A 21292-nucleotide genomic window follows, 5' to 3' on the forward strand; every position below is an offset into this window, starting at 1 on the left:
GTAAGATTTTACACGATCGAATAAAGCCCCCAGTAATTGGGGGCTCTTAATAGAGTAGTCCTTATTACTAAGGTTATTGATAAAGTAATTGAATTTATTTAACCAATTTACACGTACGGCCTTTATCGTCAGAGGTTTTTCCGTTTACAATATCATCCTCTGATATGGTTGCTAAATTAAATTCATTCTTACCTTTAGACCACAATTGAAAGCTTTCACCCGTATATCTTGCACCACTTGCACTTGGTGCCTCATTCAAGACTATAATTTCACCGGAATATAAGATTACTGCGATTTTATCATTTGGGAATGACGCTTTAATTTTCTGACCTTCACAGTTATAAGTATCTGTTTTAGCGGCCAGTGCAGGCTGTGCCATGAAAATAGAAGCTAAAATAATAGCAGGGATAAATTTAATTTTACTCATGTAATGCTCCATCATATAAAAGTATTAAATCCGTTAATGATTTTAAACTCCTATATTGAGTAAAATAATAAGACAATTCCGTAACCAAAGATCTGCATTATATTCGATATTCAGAATCAAGCCCCCCAAAAGAACAAAAAATACCTTAGTGGTTTAGTAAGTTCAGACTAATTAGTTAGGTGAGCATCTTTTTAAATTCTACATAGCTCCGCTTATTTAAATGTGACTAGGTGTAGGAGGTTGATTATCCAACATAATAAACCAATGTGTCGAAAAAATGCGAGCATTTCAAAAACAGCTGACTGTTCAACTGATTAATCTAAGAATAAGACTACTCATTACATAATATATTTATCATATGCTATTGCTATAATTTGAAAAAACTTTTTGGGGTACCAATGAAAAAATTAGCATATATGTTTTTACTTATATCCACATACGCTCTCTCTGATAGTAACAATGACACTAGCCTCATTAAAGATGGCATGAAATCAATAACATCATCAATAACAAGTTCAAGTAAAGATGCACTATCCGGATTCAAGGAAGGTATTGATGAAGGGAGAGCTTCTGGGAGCAGCGTTGATGGTGCTATTATCATTTACGACTTGGAAAACCTGAATAAATACACTGAGATAAAAGTATTAAAATCTGAAAAAACTGCTGATACTGAGTATCTGCTGACATTAGCTATAAAAAATAAATCAGAGTCAGCAATTCGCTTAACAAATTTTGATGATAAAAATAACATTTATATCTTAGACCAAGATGGGTTTACATCTTATTTAAATGGGGTTCAAAGTGATATTAGTATTCCCAAAAGAGCGGCATCTAAAGTGAAGCTTAAGTTTTCAGAAGTAGATGATGCTCCTTCAATACTAAGGCTATATGACCTAGATGTAAAAGTACCACCTGTAAAATAACTGATTTATTCCTTGTTTTTTTTACTCTCACAATAAAAACGGTCTACATTGTATAAGGCGCGTTTTTATTGTTTTATTTCCAGTTTAATCATCTGTCAGCCCCCTTATCTTGTAATATTGTTTTTAACCATATTAGATTTTATTAATACAAATACAGTAAGTATTTAAACTTAACAATAGCCGATACAGTGAAAATAATTAGAACAGTACTAAAAACAAGATCAAGGTGAGAGAAAAATGTTAAAAATCAATCTTATCGATAGATATTTTGGGAACATATCCATAAAGCGTTGGCGTATCGAATCCGCTATTGATTCATCTGTTGGTGAGTTAATCAGGGGATATTAATACCCGCTATAGCTTTCAATACTCATAGTTATAGCCGTGTTTATTTGCTATTTTAATCATATAATCAGTCTTGTCACCAAAAACAATAATTCTATAGATTGATAACAACCTATTGATTTCATGCGACTAAAGACTAAACTGTGATTCCATTTACACAAAGGCAGGCTCACAATAGCTAATGAATATAAATTTCAGATTAACCACATCTCATGATGTGAGCGCTATTTTTCTTATTGATACTGTAGCAACACCAGAAAGACTGCTGGAAATCACGCAGTGGGTAAAGCAAAATGCGTGTTTTGTATTAGAAGCAAATGATGAAATATTGGCTTATGGTGTATTAACCCATCATTTTTATTCACATGGTTTTATTGAATTATTAATGGTAAATAACAAATATCGACGTCAAGGCTTTGGTCACATACTGATTAATAAATTAAAAGAGCAAAGCAAAACGGATAAAATTTTCACATCGACTAATCAGTCAAATCTGACTACACAAAAGCTCCTTGAGAAAACTGGCTTTGTTCCTAGCGGCTATATTGATAACCTAGACGATAATGACCCAGAACTCATTTACTACTATAACCGAGTTAAAACTATCTAGGTACCCTTATTATAACAACGAATTATCCATAATCGTCTGTTGTAACTGATGAGCAAAAAGCCGATATGCGTCATCACTAATGGCGCTAGGATAACTTAATACTTCGAGCTGATGAGGCTTATTTTCTGGGTAATAGCTTGGATGAGTATGCGAGTATCGATTTCGTTGAAACCCGCAATGTTGATAAAAATTGAGCCTTTTTTTGCTTATCTCATCAATTACAGGGTCAATTTCAAGAATAACTTTACCTACATTCCCGCAAAATTGTTTCAATACTTTTTGACCATATCCTTGCCCTCTTAATTCTGCGGAAATAGCAAAGTGCTCAATATAGAAATAATCATTAATTTTCCAGCAACCTATAAAACCAACAAAAATAGAGCTATTAGCAAAGTAATATAAGTAATAGTCATCTTGGCCTAATACTGCTTTACGCCCTTGATAACTTCTCTGTTCGTACAAAGGAAATGCCTTATCATAAAGTTGATTAATGGCATTTATTTCCTCAATATTTTCCCTCGACATACGGCTAGATCGTAACATTTAGACTAAACTCACTTTAATAAACCCTGTTTTTTCTTAAGAATACGGATTTTTTGTTGCCTGACAACCCGTTTATTGCCCTAAGCAGCGAAAGAAGTAACATTAACTTTTTGTTTTATATTAATATTATTCTGACTCTATTTTTACCAATAAAATATTTACTTATCGATATTGACTTTTCACACTGATACATTTAAAAATACTGTATATTAATACAGTCCTTACTAGAGGTCATTATGTTACGGATTGAAGTGTTATTTGATAAAAATGCACCACAGAAACCAAGTTCAACTGTTTTACATGCTCTTGAGTCTGAGATCTTACGTAAACTACAGAATCAGTATCCAGATATGGTCACTCGAGTTGGCTTTAGCTCTCAACAACGTGTAAATATTTCAGGTACAAAAATATCGGAGGATAAAACTCGTATTGAAGAAATATTGGAGGAAATTTGGATGGATGACGGCTGGGTTCCCGAAGAAATTACAGAATAATCGGTACCTAAATAAAGGAATGCTGTTTACTACTAACTCATTCCTTTATTTTTATAAAGCTAAAATTCGTACTAAAGCTTGTTAAGCTATTTATCCCAATCATTGGCCTGTTAACCTACTTTTTGCCTATATTCCAATTAAGTTATAACGCCCTATCCCAGTATTTAGCATGAGCCCCATTCATACCGTAATCACATTCATTTATTATTAGTAAATTTTTTTCCTTAAAAAATCCTTAATAACTTTTAATAAACTTGTTTTATCTTTTTTATTATCTGCAATCTTAATTTGAGAAATACATTTTTTTAGTTCTGTACAAGTTGAGATCTCACTTATCGCTAGATTTGAAATACTTACAACTGGCATTTTATTATAATCTTTAGTAATAAAAGTCAATGTTATCAGGATAATTACAATGAATATTGCTACTCCATATAAGGTTTTTTTCATTTTAATGCCCTTATTCTTAGTATGTAGGATAATCATAAACAGACTATTTTTTTATACCTTAAAGAGCGGTTAAACTATCCTTAAGATAAGCTTAAATCTAGTTAAGCCAAGAGTTAGATATGTTGTTTGTCAGTGTTTGAATGCTTATACTTGTAAGCAGAGGTGATAAAATGAATATCCTTTTAGTAGAAGACGATCTCCAACTGGGGAAGGCGCTTTGCCGAGGGCTGGAACTTGCTGGATTCAATCCATGTTGGGTACGACTACTGGCTGATGCAAAGCAACAACTCGCTTCTCGGAATTTTGATTTGATGTTATTAGATTTAGGCTTGCCAGATGGTGATGGTCATCAGGAGTTAATTGCATGGCGTAATGCGGGGGAATCTATCCCAATTATTATTCTAACGGCTAGAAATCAAATGGATAATTTGGTTTCCAGTTTAGATTCAGGGGCGGACGATTTTTTGACGAAACCATTTGCAATGCCAGAGCTTATTTCTCGAGTTAAAGCAGTTAGCCGCCGTATGGCTGGGTTTTCGTCTGAAATATGGCAATTAGATAACCTACAATTAAATCCAGTTAATCACCAAGTTTCACTTAATGGTCAATTACTTTTTCTATCTGGTAAAGAATATTTACTATTGTATGAATTAATAAGAAATGCCGATAACGTTGTTAGAAAAGTCGACTTAGAGCAACGTCTATTTGGTGTAGATGATATAGAAAGCAACTCCTTAGAGGTTCATATTCATAATCTGCGCCGTAAAATAGGAAAAGAGCGTATTATTACTATCCGAGGTATTGGTTACTTATTAAAAAAGAAGTACAGCCATGAAGGTTAAATCATTTTTTATTTATACATTCGGTTTACAAATTACCTCTGTCATTTTTTTATGGTTGTTATTAGTTGGCTGGTTACAATTTTATTATTGGCCAGCTATTCATGACGAATTAAATGAACAACAAAATATAATTACACAAGGTTTCGCTAGAACACTCAGCGTGGTTTCCGATGACCCTGAACAATTCAATGAAATAGCTGATAGCTTACAAGCCTTATATATGGAAGCCATGGAAAATGGGGATGATATAAGCTATCGCCCATTCATGTTAGTAAGGGATAAACAAGGAAATGTTTATTATCGCAATAACGATAAACTGCTTGTCCCATCTCTTAAATCAGTAGCCGAACTAACGGCTTTACATAAAGATTGGCATTTTACCTCTGCATGGAATAAAAATAACACGTTTGAAATCGTCATTGCTGAATCTTATAGTGATAGAAAATCTTTGTTAGGTACTCCTGCTGAAGGCACGGCTATTCCACTCGCTTTTATTTTAGGGATCATGCTACTTGCTATGTTAATTACCGCATATTTTAGCCTGCGTCCTTTAAGGCAATCCGCAAAACTTATTTCTAGCCGTCAGCCCGGTAATTTAACGCCGATAGAAACCAAAGAACAATACAAAGAAATTCGCCCTATTATTGCTGCTATTAATAATTTAATGGCACGTGTTGATGCCGCAAACCAACGAGAAAAACGCTTTATGGCAGATGCTGCTCATGAATTGCGTACTCCGATTGCAGCCGTTATCGCCCAATTACACTTATTAATGCAGATCGACCATCCGAAAGAAAAAGAAGAAATTATTAATGACATGCAAGAAACATTAAATCGTGCAGCGTCACTTTCCCATCAACTAATTGACCTTGCCCGTTTAGAGACTGAGGATTTCTTATTAAATAAAGAAAATATCGACCTACCTATGCTCATCAGTAACTTAATTGCCACTCATGTACCTTATGCTATTAACAAAAATATTGATGTCGAGCTTCAAAGCTCTGATTCCTTTAATATACTCACCGACAAGCTTGCTTTGAGTAATATTTTTACTAACCTGATTGAAAATGCGATTAAATATTGTCCTAAAGATGGGAAAATAAAAGTTACCCTAAAAGACCTTACTCCCTTTGGTGCCACTATTTTAGTTCAAGATAATGGACGCGGCATTCCCGAAGAAAGTCGACAGCTTATTTTTTCCCGTTTCTATCGAGTACCGGGAACAATGGAAATTGGGAGTGGGTTAGGCTTATCCATAGCCCATAACTTAGCAACAAAAATAGGCGCAGTGATCAGAGTAACGGATGGATTAGAAGATAAGGGTATCGGGTTTATTATTGACTTACCCTAAATCCAATTATGTTATTGACTTAACAGCATAGCTTCTACTTAACCTTTACAATAGCCTCTTTAAGTTAATATACTTACAATATAAAGAGGCAATAATGTCCAATGCATTAATAATTATTGATCTTATCGAAGAAATAATTGGTAAAAATGGCTTATCTAACTCAAGTTATCAACAAACTCAATCTCGTAAAATAGTCGAAAAAGCAAACCAAGCAGCAAACCATGCACGTAATCATAATATCCCGATTATTTGGGTTAAAGTTGGCTTTGCGGATAATTACCATGATATACCTGCCGGCTCCCCCATGTTTCAGCACGCTAAAAACATAGGCGCTCTAAAATTAAGTGAAAATGGCTGTAATTGGGTAAATGACTTAGAAGTTCATTTTCGCGACCTAGTAATGATTAAAAAAGGTGTATCCGCATTTGCTGGTAACCAGCTAAATAAATGGCTAACGGATAATAACATTACACAGCTATTTATTGGAGGAGTCAGTACAGTAAAAGCGATTCAAAGTAGTGCCAGACAAGCTCATGACTTAGGTTACTATGTCACAGTTTTAGAAGACTTATGCGCAGCCCCAACACCTGAGCTTCATGAGCAAAGTCTTGAGGCATTAGAAGGATTGATATCGATTTCTTCTGTTAAAGAATTTATGCAAATAAAATAATCAATCCACCTCCATATCTGCTTATTTTATTGGGTTTTTTGTAGGTAAATTTCACGTAGCCGGATTGCAATTTCTCCCGGCTCACCTTTACCAATAACTTGATTGTTTACTTTTACAATAGGCCAAACTAATGTTGTCGCTGAAGTAATAAATACCTCTTTTGCTGCTAACATATCATCTAGTGTAAAAGCCTTTTCAATAAGCTCTATTCCCTGCTCCCCAGCAAGTTCAATAACAGCCCGGCGAGTAATTCCAGGTAAAATTATATTACTCAAGCCTCGAGTTTGTAGTTGATTATCACGATTCACAATAAAACAATTACTAGAACTTCCTTCTGTAATATAACCATCTTTAATAAAAACAGCATCATCAGCGCCTTGCTGCCTAGCAAATTCTTTTGCCATTGACGCCGCAAGCAATGAAACCGTTTTAATATCACAACGTTGCCAACGAATATCTTCCACTGTGACCACTTTAATTCCAGTCTTAGCTTTTACGCTATCAATAATATTCATCTGTTGTGCGAATAATACTAAGGTTGGCTTAGTACCTGTCTCTGGATATAAAAAATCACGTACTTTTGCATTACCACGAGTCAGTTGTAAATAAATAAGCCCTTCTTGTAAGCTATTTTGTTGAATTAACTGCAAATGAATCTGTTTTAACTCCGCTACGCTACAAGGCATTAAAAGTTGTAGCTCCTTGCATGAGCGCTGTAAACGAGCCATGTGATGTTCAAAATCAATTAGCTTACCATTGATAATGGCCGTCACTTCATACACGGCATCTGCGAAGAGAAACCCCCGGTCAAAAACCGATACAGACGCTTGTTCTTCAGGTAAGAACTGACCGTTAACATAAGTAATCATTGAGATAGATTCCTTTATCAATCAACTTTTATCTTTTATAAGATTAACCATACACCATATTGAAATTAATGCTTTTTATCCCTTCACATATTTCATTTTTGTATGATTATTTCTCGTAGGTTTGCAGGCAAATACACTTGAACCCATTTACGCCATTTCAGCTTAAAAATATGTTTAAAAATTAAAATATATTTTATATATCACCTTGACATTAACACGCTGAAAGCTAAAATAGCCTTAAGTGATCTGGATCACATTTTCATATTCGGAGTCAATGATGAATAGCATTAAAGAATTTATCAGTAGTATACAAGAAGTTGTTGAATTGCTGTCAAAACGTTTTATGTAACTTATTTTTTAATCAACCGAACCGTTTATTTACCTCATCATTAGCGTTAATTTGCATCGTTTTTGCATAACGACCTTGAAATCAAGGTCGTTTTTTTTATTCAAAAACATTTTCAATAACTTCCGCGACTATTGCTGTTCCGACCGCAACAAGAAGCAAGTCTCTTCCACTTATTTTCCATTCATAACCTACATACACTGGTAATTGAGAGGTGAAACCCGCTGGTAGTGATTTCTTAGCAATACCTGGAGGAAGTGGTTTCCCCCGACTAACTTGTTTAGCAATACCCGGTGGTAAACCTTGATATCCGGTTAAACCATATTCAATTGCTAAAGGCCTAACGTTACCAAAACTCACGGTAAAATTAACATTAGCATTTCTTTGCTTGTCATAATATTTATTGGATTTAGCATTATTTTTTGCTTGGACATGAGCCCCTTTATTATTACCATGGATTTTCTGATGTCCCTTGCCATTTCCGGCGCCATGATTACCATTTCCTTGTCCCTGATTACCATTCGGGGATGAGTTAGCTGCTAATGGCGTAATAAAGACCGCAGGCAATAAGATGAACTGCAAGAGAAACAAACATGCCGATTTTTTCAATTTAAATGTGTTCATAACAAGCTCCTACAGAATTAGACCTACGTCGTGTAATGTATAGAACATTATGCTTAGTAATGAACCACCACAATCAGATAATGCTTATCGTAAGTAATGTTATGTAAATGTTATCCATTCACCTAACTTACAGAATACCTTCATTTATAATTGATGCCCTTTAGCCCTTATATTCAGTAATACATTTACTCATACTTAATACTACTTATGAAAATTAGGACAGTGTTTAATATTACCAATGATGAAATTTTACTATACATATGATAAGGTTTATCGATTAAAAAAGAATTTATAGCGGAACATATCTCAGAACGACATAAAAGGAGAAAACATGCAGCAGCAACTGCTAGACTGGGTACGTCAATTCAACCAAGATTATGCTAACCTCGCCTCTTTACTCATGGTGCTCGGGTTAATTCTCATAGTTGCCTGTGTATTACACCTTATCTTGCATAAACTATTACTTCCACGGTTAGAAAAGCGTGGGCAAAAATTTGCAGGTAGTTGGCCTCACTTAATTACTCAACATAACCTTTTCAATCGCTTTGCGTTTGTTATTCAAGGGGTGGTCGTCAATATCCAAGCAACTTTATGGTTGCATCCTGGTTCAACGGCACAAGCTGTTCTTAAAGTCGGTTCACAGGCGTGGTGTTTATTATTTGGTTTATTAACGCTTTACTCTATTCTTGATATTATCCTCGGTGTATTGCAGCGGGCTGCAAGAACAGCCCACCTGCCACTTCGGGGCATATTCCAAAGTATTAAGCTAATTGCTTCTATTCTAATTGGTATCATGATCATCGCCCTATTAATTGGCAAATCTCCGCTAATTATTTTAAGTGGCCTTGGGGCAATGACTGCGGTCATGATGTTAGTCTTTAAAGACCCTATAATGGGTTTAGTCGCAGGGATCCAACTTTCAGCCAATAATATGGTGAACATTGGTGATTGGTTAGAAATGCCTAAATATGGCGCTGATGGTGCAGTCATCGATATTGGTTTAACGACTGTGAAAGTACAAAACTGGGATAATACCGTTACAACAATCCCAACTTATGCTCTCATTTCCGATTCGTTCAAAAACTGGAAAGGAATGACAGATTCAGGTGGCCGCCGTATTAAGCGTAGTGTCCGATTAGATGCCAACAGCGTGCATTTTTTACAACCTGATGAAACAGAGCTGTTCATTAAAGCCAATTTACTTGAGCCTTATCTCGATAAGAAGATATCAGAAATTCAAATTTATAATTCTAATATTCCTGATGATAAAGCTATCCCATTGAACCAACGTAAGTTAACCAATATTGGGACTTTCCGTGCTTATATTGAAGCCTATTTGAAATCCCATCCGAATATTCATAAAAATATGACGATTATGGTTAGGCAACTTGAGTCAGATTCAAATGGTGTACCAATAGAAATATATGCATTTACCAATACAACGGTATGGGTCGAGTATGAACGAATTCAGTCCGATATCTTTGACCATATATTTTCTATCCTGCCACAATTTAATTTAGCGGTACATCAATCACCTACCGGAAATGATGTTAGAATGATAGGTAAATCTACAGAAAAATAGTTAACACTTAGTGATTAGTTAATATTTCTTATTTATCTACAACTAAAGTAGTAATTTAAAGAGGGAGAAATCCCTCTTTTGCCTGCTTTCCCCTCCTACCATTATATGAAATTAAATATAGCGATAGTTAATTAAAACAGAACTACCACCCTCTTCTTGACAGAAAAAAGCCTTATAAATTATATAAATACATTTTACTTATCAGGGGTAACATTGATGTAAGTCATGTAACTCAGCAGAAACTTTTTTTAACATATAAAACAAGATAGTAATGTTGTTATTTACATATAGGCAATGTCAATGCATAAAATTAAAAAAAATACTCAATTTGGAGAACTGAGCAGGAGGGAGTTTATACAAACCTCTGCAACAGTTGCGGGTGTCACCGCAGTTGCTGGCTCAATCACCCTTCCCTTTGCTGCACAAGCAAAAGCACCAGCAATTATGCCTGACGAAGTCAGCGAAAAAATCAGCTATAGCGCATGCTTAGTTAACTGTGGTAGCCGTTGTCCATTAAAGGTTCATGTTAAAGATGGTGTTATCAGCCGTATCTCAAATGAGACCATGTATGACGACTCTACTTTAGGCGAACACCAAATTCGTCCATGCTTACGCGGTCGCTCAGTTCGTTGGAAAACCTATAACCCTGATCGTTTAAAATACCCAATGGTACGCGTTGGTAAACGTGGTGAAGGGAAATTCAAAAAAATCACATGGGATGAAGCCACTACCATCATCGCTGAGAAGTTGAAATATACCATTGATAAGTATGGTAGTGATGCCATCTATTATCAGTATGGCTCCGGCTCTACAGGGGCGAACTTGCACGGGCGTGCAGCGTGTAAACGTTTATTAAGTTTAACGGGTGGCTTCTTAGGTGACTATGGGACTTATTCATACGCTCAATTAATGGAAATTACTCCTTATGTGTATGGCGGCATTGAAGAGTCTTATTTATCTGAGATCCAAAACTCAGATTTAGTTGTCATGTTTGGTCATAACCTTGCAGAAACTCGTATGTCAGGTGGTGGTCAATTCTATGAAATGCTAAATGCCTTGGACAAAAGCAAAGCAAAAGTGATTATTATTGACCCTCGCCGCACCGATAGTGTGACAACACTAGGCGCAGAATGGGTCCCTATTTACCCGGGAACTGATGCGGCATTAGTTGCTTCATTGGGCTATGTAATGATCCAAGAAGGGCTAACGGATGAAGAGTTCCTAAATAAATACTGTGTTGGCTGGGATGAATCTACATTACCCGCTTCTGCGCCACGCAATGCATCTTACAAAGATTATATTTTAGGTAATGGCCCTGACGGAATAGCTAAAACGCCAGAATGGGCGAGCAAACTGACTGGAATTTCAGTCGCGCGGATAAAACAACTTGCTCGCGAAATTGGTAATGCTAATCACGCATGGATTTCACAAGGTTGGGGCTTACAACGCACCGAAAATGGTGAGCAAGCCTGTCGCTCAATTATGATGTTACCGCTAATGTCTGGCAATATCGGTCGTGCAGGTACCAATACTGGTTTATGGGGTAATAGCTATGCATATCCTGTAGCGGGTTTTGGCTTACCTAACCCAGTCAAGGCACTGATCCCAACTTATATGTGGTCTGAAGCCATTGTAAGGGGTAAAGAGCTTACGGCTGAAAACGCAGGTATCAAAGGTGTCGATAAATTAAATAACGACATCAAGTTTATGTGGTGTTACTCAAGTAATGTGATTGGTAACCAACATGGTGATTTAAACAAAACCCATGAAATTCTTGCAGATGAATCAAAATGTGAATTCATTTTAGTTTGGGATAACCATGACACCCCATCAGCAAAATATGCGGACTTGCTATTACCGGATGTAACAACCGTTGAAACTAACGATTTGATTAATAACTCCTATGCAAGTGGGGCCTACCATTACTTAGTTCGCCTACAAAATGCAATTGAGCCACTATGGGAAAACCGCCCTAACTATGATGTCCTAGCTGAAATTGCTGAAAAAATGGGCGTTAAAGAACAATTTACCGAAGGGCGTACATACGCACAGTGGATTGAGTTCTGCTATAACAAAACGCGTGAAAAAATGCCGCATTTACCTGAGTTCAGTGAAACCGATGGTGCGGGTATCATCGACCGTAAATTCCTGAATAGTGCAGAAAATGTCGCACTACAGAAATTCCGTGAAGACCCAATAAACAACCCGTTGAAAACACCGTCAGGTAAAGTCGAAATCTACTCGGAACAATTAGCTGAACGTGTGAAAAACTGGGAATTACCAGAAGGTCAGCGTATTCCTGCAATTCCAGAATATTGTGTGAATAAAGAAGGCGTTGAAGCACAAGCAGCGCAACAAAAACATACGTTATTAATGACTGGCTTCCACGATAAAGGCCATGTGCATTCGTCTTATTATAACGTTGCCATGCTGCGTGAAGCGATTCCTCACCAATTTTGGCTTAACCCAATCGATGCACAACAACGTGGATTGAACAATGGTGATATTGCTGAAATTTTTAATGACCGTGGTCGTATTCAAATCAAAGTGAAAGTTACAGAGCGTGTATTACCCGGTGTTATCGCTGTTCCACAAGGTGCATGGCGAGCTCTCAATAATGAGGGGTTAGATATAGGCGGTTGTATCAACACGCTAACCTCACATGTTCCTTCGCCACTTGCAAAAGGAACGCCACAACATACCAACCTTGTTGAAGTTAAACGCGCTTAAGGAGTTAAATGATGAAACAATATGGCTTTTACTTTGACTCCACAAAATGCACTGGCTGTAAAACTTGCCAAGTCAGTTGTAAGGATGAAAAAGATTTAGATTTAGGCCCCAAATTCCGTCGTGTTTATGAGTTTGGTGGTGGTAGTTGGCAAAAACAAGATGGTATATGGCAGCAAAACGTTTTCAATTACTATCTTTCTATTTCATGTAACCATTGCTCAAACCCAACGTGTGTCGCGGGTTGCCCAACAGGCGCCATGCATAAACGGGAAGAAGATGGTTTAGTCGTTGTTGACCAATCAATTTGTGTTGGTTGCCGCTACTGTGAATTGCGATGTCCATATGGTGCACCGCAATTTGATGAAAAGAAAAAATTGATGAGCAAGTGTGACGGATGTTATGAACGAGTGGCACAAGGAATGAAACCCGTTTGTGTTGAGTCTTGCCCACAGCGTGCTTTAGATTTTGATGATATTAATGTTCTACGTGAACTACATGGCACTGAATGTGGTATTGCTCCAATGCCAGATCCTAGCCTAACAAACCCAAATATTGTCATTAAGCCACATAAAGATGCGAAGCCATTTGGCGATAAAAGTGGCGAACTAAAAAACCCTGCGGAGGTGTAAAATGCATGAATTACCACTGGTTTTTTTCACTGTCTTAGGACAATCAGCCGCTGGGCTTTTCTTGCTTGCTTATTTAAGCCGTAAAATGGGTTCGATTGACGATAACCAATTAAAAACAGCCAATATTATTGCCTTTATCATCATGATCATCGGCTTAGGTATCGGTGGGTTACACGTAGGGCAACCCCTACGTTTCTTCAATATGCTGCTTGGCGTTGGTCGTTCACCAATGAGTAATGAAGCCTTCTTAAGTGGCGTTTTTGTTGGTTGTGCTGCCGCAACACTGTTTTTCACCTTATTTTTCAAGCACACGCTATTACGTGAGCTGGCAAATATTGCTGCGGTGATCTCAGGGCTTGCTTTTGTTTGGTCAATCCCGCAAGTCTACAATATCGCAACTATTGCTAACTGGAATACGGGCTACACCACCTTACAAATGTGGATGACCATGTTAGTCGGTGGCGGTGCGTTAGCTATTGTTATTGGTGCTCGAGGTTTAGGTATTGCATCGTTTCTGGTCGGTACATTTGCTATTTTTGCAAGCCGAGCTAGTTACCAAGCTTTCTTAACCGAAACAGGTCCGGCACTGAGTAGTGAACAAACTGGTTTTTGGGGATTTCAAGTTGTTGTACTGGCAATCGCCTTAGCGGCTTTCGTTGGTATGGCCTTAAAGCAACGCGCACCAAAAGCGACTTTAGCCACCTGTGCAGCAGCAGTATTACTAGCTGAACTTGCCGGTCGTATTGCGTTCTACAACTTGTGGCAAATCACCATGTAACCTATTGTTGTTACTATGTTATAGTTGTTTATCAAAGAACCCCATTTGGGGTTCTTTACTTTAATTTCATTGCCCTGACTAAATTCAAGCTGCCAGATATATTTTGCTTTAACTCGTTTACCCTAAATAGTTTGAATGACAGCTAGGAGACAAATGAATATAACTGAGAAAGCATACATTAGTATGCGGCCTGAATAGACGAGCGCAGTCAACACTGCTGTAGCTCAAAATATGACGGATAAATTAACGGATATAAAATGATTGATACGACATTACTGCGCATTTTGGGTGCTTGCTTCTATTATTCACCCCAATCCGAAACTTTAAAAAACTTATTCCCCGTGTTACCTGAAATCCCGACCCTATATTCATGGCAAGACGCAGAACAAATACAAGAACTTTGCACCAAATTATCAGCAATACAAGCTGATGAAATTAGCTATGATTATTCAATCCTATTTGAAGGACAAGGTAGTATGCCAGCTCCACCATGGGGGTCAGTATACTTAGAGCATGACAATACTGTCATGGGTGAATCAACGGCAGAATATCGTAATTTCTTACAAAGCAAAGGGTTAGTGACAAACACTGGGGTCCGTGAGCCTGAAGACCAATTTGGTTTAATAATGATGGCAATTTCAGCTTTAGCAGAACAAGGGCAAGAAGCCGCAATCACGGTATTATTTGAGCAACATTTATTACCTTGGGCGTACCGTTACTTAGCTCTCGTTCAGCAGTCCAAAACAGAAACACTGTTCTATCCATGCCTAGCCCAAATCACTGAGATATATTTAAAATCACTACAACAAGAATTAGGGTTATCCCCCGCGAAAGTTGAATTATTTCGCTAAATGATTAATGTTGCTAAATGAGCTTCTCAATAGATAGCTGAGAGCCCATTTAGCAATGCATTTATTCAAGTGCCTCTAAAATGAAGAGTTAGGTTCTTGTAAAAATGCAACTTCTTCTGGTGTTGATACCCGACCTAAAATGTTATTGCGATGCGGGTAACGCCCGAATTTATCAACAATAGCCTTGTGGCGCATTTCATAATCCAGAGTCGCGTCATCACCTAACATGCGAAATAGTTCAACAGCCTGCAAATGAATAAAGCTAGATTCCGAATGCATATAAGGCATCAAAATAAACTTACGTTGTGATAAGGTCAGCAAATTATAATCATGCTGTTTAATCGCCTCTTGAGCTAAAGCTAATGCCATACCATCTTGAGCAAAAGACCTTGGCGTATCGCGCCATAAATTACGTGAAAATTGGTCCAACACAATGATTTCCGCTAACCGCCCCCGTATAGACGCTCGCCAATAAGCCAACTCACCTTTAGCTGCACGCTCACAGATTTGCGAAAAACGCTGTGCTATCGCCAAATCAAATTTAGCACTTTTCTCAAACCACTGTTTGGGCGTAGATTCCTCAAACCAAAAGGAAAGCACGTCTTCCATGGTATTCATAATTTATTCCTATCACTTTTCTTAATAGAGGTTATTTAAATCCTAGTTAAAAATCACTTTAATTAATAGGCTTGAGCTCTAAAAATGGCTATTTGCAGATAATTATTTTGTTTCTTTGCGTGCTATCACTAAAAAATCATGCACTGACTACTCGTGAATTTTGTAACCGTTATTTTTACCACTGGCTATTTGTTGTTTAGTGTCAATATAGCCATTCTTCATGTCTAAATACATACATTTATTTAACTCAATGTTAGAATTCCACTTATAATGTGTGAGTAAATCAGGTGCCGCCGATACTCAATAGTCGTAATAACTCATCAGCGTTTCATATTGGTTTTATTTAAGGAAGGCAATGTAAATGGCAGGACATATGGTACTTATTGGTTGGGCATTATGGGTTAGTCCTTGCGGCACAGATTCATGTGATGCATTGCCCGTGACTGAAACCATTTTCACACAAGAGCAATGTGTCAGCCGAAAAAAATACTTAGAATCAAAACGACCAAACCTTTATTTTCTCTGCGGTGAGGTTTATCGTGATAGTGAAGAGATGGCCGTTGAAGAACAACATGCGGTTCCTGCACCACACCCACCATTAAGGTCGTTACCTAAGCGCCAGTCTCGTTAGCTTGAGCCGTTTTCCAGCCCAAGCCATACAACTATTACATGTTAGATAATTTCAGCAATTGGAGATTCCGCTTCAATAAACTCACCTTTATTTGCATGGTATTTCAGCGTTCCAGTACGATGAGCAATAATTTGCACTTCCATTTTCATCGCTTCCATTACGCCAATAACATCCCCTTCTACGACATTGTCCCCCTGAGGGATCAACCAGTTAAACAACACACCGGAGATAGGCGCATTCACCACATCAGGGTTGCTAGCAGCTTGAAGCTCACCGTTAGGTGGTATCATATTAGTTGGAGGCACACTATTTGCGGTAAGGCCGGACATTAACTGCGCCGGTAAGCCTAATTCACAACGTTTGCCATCAATTTCAATAAAGGTGCGAGTCAATTGATGGTTTGCAGATGGAATTTGGCGCTTTGCAGGGGGGATCTCCACACTAAATTCTGTTTCAATCCAACGTGTATGTACATTAAAACGGTCACAAAAGTCGGCTTGTTCCATGACCGCGCGGTGGAACGGTAATACCGATGCGACCCCCTCAATCTTAAACTCTGCTAAAGCGCGACGGGCGCGTGAAATAGCTTGTTCTCGCGTATTTCCCACCACTATCAGTTTTGCCATTAACGAATCAAATGTCCCTGGGATCGTCGTACCAGCAGCAACACCACTATCAATACGAACTCCAGGCCCTGTTGGAACATCAAAAGTTGTAATTGTCCCTGGTGTTGGCAAAAAACCATTACCTGCATCTTCCGCATTAATTCGGAACTCAAAAGCATGACCGCGAGGCTTCGGAGTCTCATTAATACTTAAAGGTAAACCTTCGGCAATACGTAATTGCCCAATCACTAAATCAATCCCTGCCGTTTCCTCAGTTACCGGATGCTCAACTTGTAGCCGAGTATTCACCTCTAAGAATGATAACGTCCCGTCCTGACTCAGTAAAAACTCAACGGTGCCTGCGCCAACATAGCCAGCTTTACGGCAAATATCTGTTGAGGATTTAATAATTTGTTGCTGTTGTTCCTCAGATAAAAATGGCGCGGGTGATTCCTCGACCAATTTTTGATTACGACGCTGCAATGAACAATCCCTTGTCCCCACCACCAGTACATTACCATGTGTATCTGCAATCACCTGAGCTTCAATGTGGCGCGGGTTATGCAAAAACTGTTCAATAAAACACTCACCACGCCCAAAAGCGGCAACCGCTTCGCGTACAGCAGAATGATAAAGTTCTTCAACTTCATGTAATTGCCACGCGACTTTGAGACCTCGACCACCTCCACCAAACGCAGCTTTTATTGCGATAGGCAAACCGTGTTGATGAGCAAATTTAACTACCTCCTGCGCATCAATAACCGGGTCTTTTGTCCCCACAACCAGTGGGGCTCCTACTTGCATAGCAATATGGCGAGCCTGAACCTTATCACCTAAGATATCAATACTCTCCGCACTTGGTCCTATCCATATTAAACCCGCATCATTCACCGCACGGGCAAATTCCGCACGCTCAGACAAAAAGCCATAACCTGGGTGCACCATCGTCGCACCTGACTTCTGAGCGACTTCAATTAACTTTTCAATATTTAAGTAACTTTGTGCAGGTGAGTTCCCGTTTAGCCCATATGCCTCATCTGCCATTTTAACGTGTAATGCATCAATATCGCTGTCTGCATACACCGCAACAGACTGGAAACCATAATCACGGCAAGCACGAATAATACGAACAGCGATTTCACCTCGGTTTGCAATCAATACTTTGTGTGTCTTTTTATTCTTGTTCATCAGTACCATCACTCCCATGTAATTCTTTAAATTCACCAAGTGGATTAAAGCGTATTCTTGCATTGACAGGAATTTGCCCTGCTAAATCTAAATGATATTCACATACGGCCCCAATAACTGGGTACCCTCCGGTTAATGGATGGTCATTTAAAAATAAAACTGGCTGGCCATTCGCTGGAACTTGGATAGCGCCTATACAAGTCCCCTCACTCGGCAATTCTTGTAATTTTTTACGCTCAAAAGGTTTCTCACCTGACAAACGCAAACCTATACGATTTGATGCGGCTGTTACCTGCCACAATTGATTTGTTAGCTTATCAATAGCTTGCTCTGTAAACCAATCAGTTCTAGGGCCTAAAACCACATCAAGCACAACAACATCATCTGCATCTGGGTAATCAAATGCAGGGGTTTCTGATAAAGAAACTGCTGATATCGGTGAGCTCGTCTTAATGCTTAGTGCCTGATTAACCCTAAGAGGCGCAGGACCAACCTGTGCCAAAGTGTCGAATGAACAACTGGATAAAATAGGTTTAACATTAAACCCACCCCGTACAGCTAAATAACTGCGTACACCTTTATTTGGACTCCCAAGTTTAATCACATCCCCTTTGATTAAATGTACAGGTTGATAAGGATTAACTTGATATTGTTGATTGCTAGCGGTTGTCACCTCAATCACACAGGAGGCGCCTGTAACAGCAACTACTAAATTTCTATTTATTTGAGCTTTAAAGCCACCTTGAGTAATTTCTAATACCGCTGCGTCAGATAAATTCCCCACAATACGATTAGCACTACGTAGTGCTGATTTGTCCATACCACCGGATTCTGAAATCCCTAATGCTGACTGGCCTACTCGACCTAAATCTTGGAATAACGTCTGTAAACCCGTAGCCAACACGATTATGTCTGCTTTCGTATTTTCAGGTTGCTCTATGCTTAGGTTCTTTGTGGGTAAGCTATAACTAACCTGACTTTTCTGTGCATCAACAAAGTTGACCCGGGTCCCTGCCTGCACTAAGGCTGGTTCAGGGCGGTTGATATCCCACATTGATAACTCGGTTACACCAATTAACTGCCAGCCCCCGGGGCTTGCTTGCGGATAAACACTACTAAACTCCCCAGCCAAAGCCACTGAACCTGCGGGTATCCGCACTCGAGGTGATTGGCGCCTTGGGACATTTAACTGAGCATGCTTAGAAACCATGTACCCAAAACCCGGCGCAAAACCACTAAAAGCAACTTGATACTCATTTTGTGTGTGTCGCCGGATCACCTCATCAACAGAAACACCGAGGAACTGGGCAACATCAGGTAAATCCTGTCCATTATAATGGACAGGAATTGTCACAAGCTTGCTAGCCTTCGCTTTAGCTTTGGTGATATCCCTCAAGGAAATCAATTTAACCAAGTTGTCTTCTTCCGCAATAAACGGGTTATAGCGGACTAAAATGGTTCGCGCTGCGGGGATTATTTCTTCAACCCCATGAATTGGTATCTCTGTTAAAGAGTCTGTCAGTGCCATTGTTTGTTCAAGGCTATCCAATTCAACCATGAAGGCACTTAAATTGACGGGTAAAAATCGCAATGGGCACCTCTATATATGATATGCAGCATCAGGAACATCAGTAATAAACATATAACCGGGTGCATGACTCAAAGCAAAAGGAACACCGGACTTCATTACTGCCGCTTGTGGCGTCACTCCGCATGCCCAAAATACCGGAATTTCCCCTTTTTCAATTCTGACGGCATCACCGAAATCAGGGCGCATAATATCCTGAATACCAAGCTGCTCAGGTGCACCAACATGAACAGGCGTTCCATGAACCGCGGGAAAGCGCCCAGTAATACTCACGGCATCCGCGATGCGGTCAGCGGGGATTGGGCGCATTGAAACAACTAATTCCCCCTGCAAACGCCCCGCGGGGCGACATAATCGATTCGTTTTAAACATGGGGACATTCGATTGATCAGTGATATGCCGTATATCAATACCCGCCTCAATCATTGGCGTTTCAAATGTAAAGCTACAACCAATAAGAAAGGTGACTAAATCTGGATGTTGTTGATAAATCTCTGTCGCATCTGTAATTTCCGCGGCTAACTGCCCATTTTCCCAAACACGGTAACGTGGAATATCTGTCCGTAAATCAGCTCCGTCTGCAAGGCTTGTTTGCCAACTCCCTGCTTCGCATACATCTAGCACTGGGCAACTCTTAGGGTTACGCTGTGCGTATAATAAAAAATCGAACGCCCAGTCACGGGGCAAGGCTATCATATTGGCTTGTGTCATTCCGCGGGCAAGCCCTGCTGTTGGTTTATCATAACCACTACGAATAGCTTCTCTGGCGGCGCGTGCCGCATCAATCGCTTGTTGCGATGCCTTCATAAGTTGCGTCATTAGCTATCCCTTCTATGCACAAAACCCTGAATTTCAATGCCTTGATTTTCTAATACATTACGTACTTCCTGTGCCATTTCTAACGCACCGGGGCTATCCCCATGTACACAAATCGACCCAGCTTCAATCGGAGTAAATTGGCCATCAATTGACATCACCCCGCCTTCGTTAACCAGTTGCAACATGCGTTGTGCAACTAATTGCGGGTCATGTAAAACTGCGCCTTCTAATCGACGTGAAACTAACGTGCCATCGCTGTTATAAGCCCTATCCGCAAAGGCTTCAGCCACCACATTCAACCCACTTTCTCTTGCCCATACAATCAATGGCGAGCCCGCTAATGCGACTAATATCAATTGATTATCAATAGCTAACATTGCATTAATCACAGCCATCGCTTGGCGCTTATCGTGAGCAATCGTGTTATACAGTGCCCCATGGGGCTTAACATAACGTACTTGAGTCCCAACGGCGGTAGCTAGCCCTTGCAGAGCGCCAATCTGGTAAATAACATCCGCCATTAATTCATCAGTAGCAATATCCATATTACGACGACCAAAACCAACTAAGTCGGGATAACCAACATGAGCACCGACCACAACCCCATTATCTTGAGCCGCTTGCAGTGTTTTTAATATGCCTTCTGGTGCCCCCGCATGGAACCCACAAGCAACATTAGCACTGCTAACCACGGGAAGGATCGCTGCATCATTCCCCATACTCCATTGACCAAAACTTTCCCCGAGGTCACTGTTTAAATCGATTTGTTTTTTCATCAT

The 21292-nt window shown here is 39.1% G+C and carries 22 protein-coding genes; 12 read left to right on the forward strand and 10 right to left on the reverse strand.

What is annotated here, in order from left to right; all coding sequences use genetic code 11:
- Window positions 1–94 precede the first annotated feature (94 nt).
- A complete protein-coding gene (locus tag ACIPUA_RS10140) occupies window positions 95–427 on the reverse strand; it encodes an MliC family protein (RefSeq protein WP_042844381.1) in 333 nt (110 codons plus the stop codon).
- Between the two features lie 398 nt (window positions 428–825).
- On the opposite strand from ACIPUA_RS10140, the gene ACIPUA_RS10145 reads away from it, so the two are divergent.
- Both ACIPUA_RS10145 and ACIPUA_RS10150 read left to right on the forward strand, forming a co-directional pair.
- Window positions 826–1350: a hypothetical protein gene (locus ACIPUA_RS10145; RefSeq protein ID WP_042844382.1), complete on the forward strand. Its 525-nt coding sequence runs from the start codon at window positions 826–828 to the stop codon at window positions 1348–1350.
- A 526-nt stretch (window positions 1351–1876) separates the two neighbouring features.
- Window positions 1877–2305 (forward strand): GNAT family N-acetyltransferase, encoded by a 429-nt coding sequence (locus tag ACIPUA_RS10150; protein ID WP_449059622.1) that lies wholly within the window; start codon window positions 1877–1879, stop codon window positions 2303–2305.
- Window positions 2306–2314: 9 nt separating this feature from the next.
- Here the strand turns inward: ACIPUA_RS10150 and ACIPUA_RS10155 are convergent, their stop codons facing one another.
- Entirely contained in the window at window positions 2315–2848 is a 534-nt protein-coding gene (locus ACIPUA_RS10155) for a GNAT family N-acetyltransferase (RefSeq protein ID WP_129466085.1), read from the reverse strand.
- A 236-nt stretch (window positions 2849–3084) separates the two neighbouring features.
- Here ACIPUA_RS10155 and ACIPUA_RS10160 point away from each other — a divergent pair, with 236 nt between their 5' ends.
- The gene (locus tag ACIPUA_RS10160) at window positions 3085–3342 is read left to right on the forward strand and encodes a DinI-like family protein (RefSeq protein ID WP_042844385.1); all 258 of its coding nucleotides are present in this window, start codon (window positions 3085–3087) and stop codon (window positions 3340–3342) included.
- A 207-nt stretch (window positions 3343–3549) separates the two neighbouring features.
- On the opposite strand, the gene ACIPUA_RS10165 is transcribed toward ACIPUA_RS10160, so the two are convergent.
- Window positions 3550–3792 (reverse strand): hypothetical protein, encoded by a 243-nt coding sequence (locus ACIPUA_RS10165; protein WP_129466086.1) that lies wholly within the window; start codon window positions 3790–3792, stop codon window positions 3550–3552.
- A 170-nt stretch (window positions 3793–3962) separates the two neighbouring features.
- Here ACIPUA_RS10165 and ACIPUA_RS10170 point away from each other — a divergent pair, with 170 nt between their 5' ends.
- The 3 genes from ACIPUA_RS10170 (at window position 3963) to ACIPUA_RS10180 (ending at window position 6655) form a co-directional block, all read left to right on the forward strand.
- Window positions 3963–4634, forward strand: coding sequence for a response regulator (locus ACIPUA_RS10170; protein WP_042844387.1), 672 nt, complete (start codon window positions 3963–3965; stop codon window positions 4632–4634).
- Window positions 4624–5985, forward strand: coding sequence for a sensor histidine kinase (locus ACIPUA_RS10175; protein WP_048607474.1), 1362 nt, complete (start codon window positions 4624–4626; stop codon window positions 5983–5985). Before ACIPUA_RS10170 ends, ACIPUA_RS10175 begins: the two co-directional genes overlap by 11 nt.
- A 94-nt stretch (window positions 5986–6079) precedes the next feature.
- Entirely contained in the window at window positions 6080–6655 is a 576-nt protein-coding gene (locus ACIPUA_RS10180) for a cysteine hydrolase family protein (RefSeq protein WP_042844391.1), read from the forward strand.
- A gap of 26 nt (window positions 6656–6681) precedes the next feature.
- Here the strand turns inward: ACIPUA_RS10180 and ACIPUA_RS10185 are convergent, their stop codons facing one another.
- Both ACIPUA_RS10185 and ACIPUA_RS10190 read right to left on the reverse strand, forming a co-directional pair.
- Window positions 6682–7530 carry a D-amino-acid transaminase gene (locus tag ACIPUA_RS10185; RefSeq protein WP_129466357.1) on the reverse strand — a complete coding sequence of 283 codons (849 nt, stop codon included), beginning with the start codon at window positions 7528–7530 and terminating at the stop codon, window positions 6682–6684.
- Between the two features lie 439 nt (window positions 7531–7969).
- A complete protein-coding gene (locus ACIPUA_RS10190) occupies window positions 7970–8494 on the reverse strand; it encodes an anti-virulence regulator CigR family protein (protein ID WP_048607476.1) in 525 nt (174 codons plus the stop codon).
- Window positions 8495–8825: 331 nt separating this feature from the next.
- Here ACIPUA_RS10190 and ACIPUA_RS10195 point away from each other — a divergent pair, with 331 nt between their 5' ends.
- The 5 genes from ACIPUA_RS10195 (at window position 8826) to ACIPUA_RS10215 (ending at window position 15064) form a co-directional block, all read left to right on the forward strand.
- Window positions 8826–10076: a mechanosensitive ion channel family protein gene (locus ACIPUA_RS10195; protein ID WP_042844392.1), complete on the forward strand. Its 1251-nt coding sequence runs from the start codon at window positions 8826–8828 to the stop codon at window positions 10074–10076.
- Window positions 10077–10376: 300 nt separating this feature from the next.
- On the forward strand, window positions 10377–12806 hold the full coding sequence (locus ACIPUA_RS10200; RefSeq protein WP_449059623.1) for a DMSO/selenate family reductase complex A subunit: 2430 nt from the start codon (window positions 10377–10379) through the stop codon (window positions 12804–12806).
- An 11-nt stretch (window positions 12807–12817) separates the two neighbouring features.
- Window positions 12818–13435 carry a DMSO/selenate family reductase complex B subunit gene (locus ACIPUA_RS10205; RefSeq protein ID WP_042844394.1) on the forward strand — a complete coding sequence of 206 codons (618 nt, stop codon included), beginning with the start codon at window positions 12818–12820 and terminating at the stop codon, window positions 13433–13435.
- A 1-nt stretch (window position 13436) separates the two neighbouring features.
- Complete coding sequence (locus ACIPUA_RS10210; protein WP_042844395.1) at window positions 13437–14213, forward strand: dimethyl sulfoxide reductase anchor subunit family protein; 777 nt, start codon at window positions 13437–13439, stop codon at window positions 14211–14213.
- Window positions 14214–14470: 257 nt separating this feature from the next.
- Window positions 14471–15064: a TorD/DmsD family molecular chaperone gene (locus ACIPUA_RS10215; RefSeq protein ID WP_048607478.1), complete on the forward strand. Its 594-nt coding sequence runs from the start codon at window positions 14471–14473 to the stop codon at window positions 15062–15064.
- 75 nt (window positions 15065–15139) lie between these two features.
- Here the strand turns inward: ACIPUA_RS10215 and ACIPUA_RS10220 are convergent, their stop codons facing one another.
- Complete coding sequence (locus ACIPUA_RS10220; protein WP_042844397.1) at window positions 15140–15682, reverse strand: DUF924 family protein; 543 nt, start codon at window positions 15680–15682, stop codon at window positions 15140–15142.
- Between the two features lie 361 nt (window positions 15683–16043).
- Between ACIPUA_RS10220 and ACIPUA_RS10225 the strand changes: the two genes are divergently transcribed.
- Window positions 16044–16313, forward strand: a complete 270-nt coding sequence (locus ACIPUA_RS10225) for a hypothetical protein (RefSeq protein ID WP_048607480.1) — start codon at window positions 16044–16046, stop codon at window positions 16311–16313.
- Between the two features lie 41 nt (window positions 16314–16354).
- Here the strand turns inward: ACIPUA_RS10225 and ACIPUA_RS10230 are convergent, their stop codons facing one another.
- Genes ACIPUA_RS10230 through ACIPUA_RS10245 form a run of 4 tightly spaced genes read right to left on the reverse strand, consistent with a single transcriptional unit; the run spans window position 16355 to window position 21289 of the window.
- The gene (locus ACIPUA_RS10230) at window positions 16355–18115 is read right to left on the reverse strand and encodes an acetyl/propionyl/methylcrotonyl-CoA carboxylase subunit alpha (RefSeq protein ID WP_449059659.1); all 1761 of its coding nucleotides are present in this window, start codon (window positions 18113–18115) and stop codon (window positions 16355–16357) included.
- Complete coding sequence (locus tag ACIPUA_RS10235; protein ID WP_048607482.1) at window positions 18093–19697, reverse strand: 5-oxoprolinase subunit B/C family protein; 1605 nt, start codon at window positions 19695–19697, stop codon at window positions 18093–18095. Before ACIPUA_RS10235 ends, ACIPUA_RS10230 begins: the two co-directional genes overlap by 23 nt.
- Window positions 19698–19706: 9 nt before the next feature.
- A complete protein-coding gene (locus ACIPUA_RS10240; RefSeq protein ID WP_042844401.1) occupies window positions 19707–20513 on the reverse strand; it encodes a putative hydro-lyase in 807 nt (268 codons plus the stop codon).
- The gene (locus tag ACIPUA_RS10245; protein ID WP_449059624.1) at window positions 20513–21289 is read right to left on the reverse strand and encodes a LamB/YcsF family protein; all 777 of its coding nucleotides are present in this window, start codon (window positions 21287–21289) and stop codon (window positions 20513–20515) included. Before ACIPUA_RS10245 ends, ACIPUA_RS10240 begins: the two co-directional genes overlap by 1 nt.
- Window positions 21290–21292: the final 3 nt, after the last annotated feature.

This window comes from Providencia sp. AGC89, assembly GCF_053543535.1.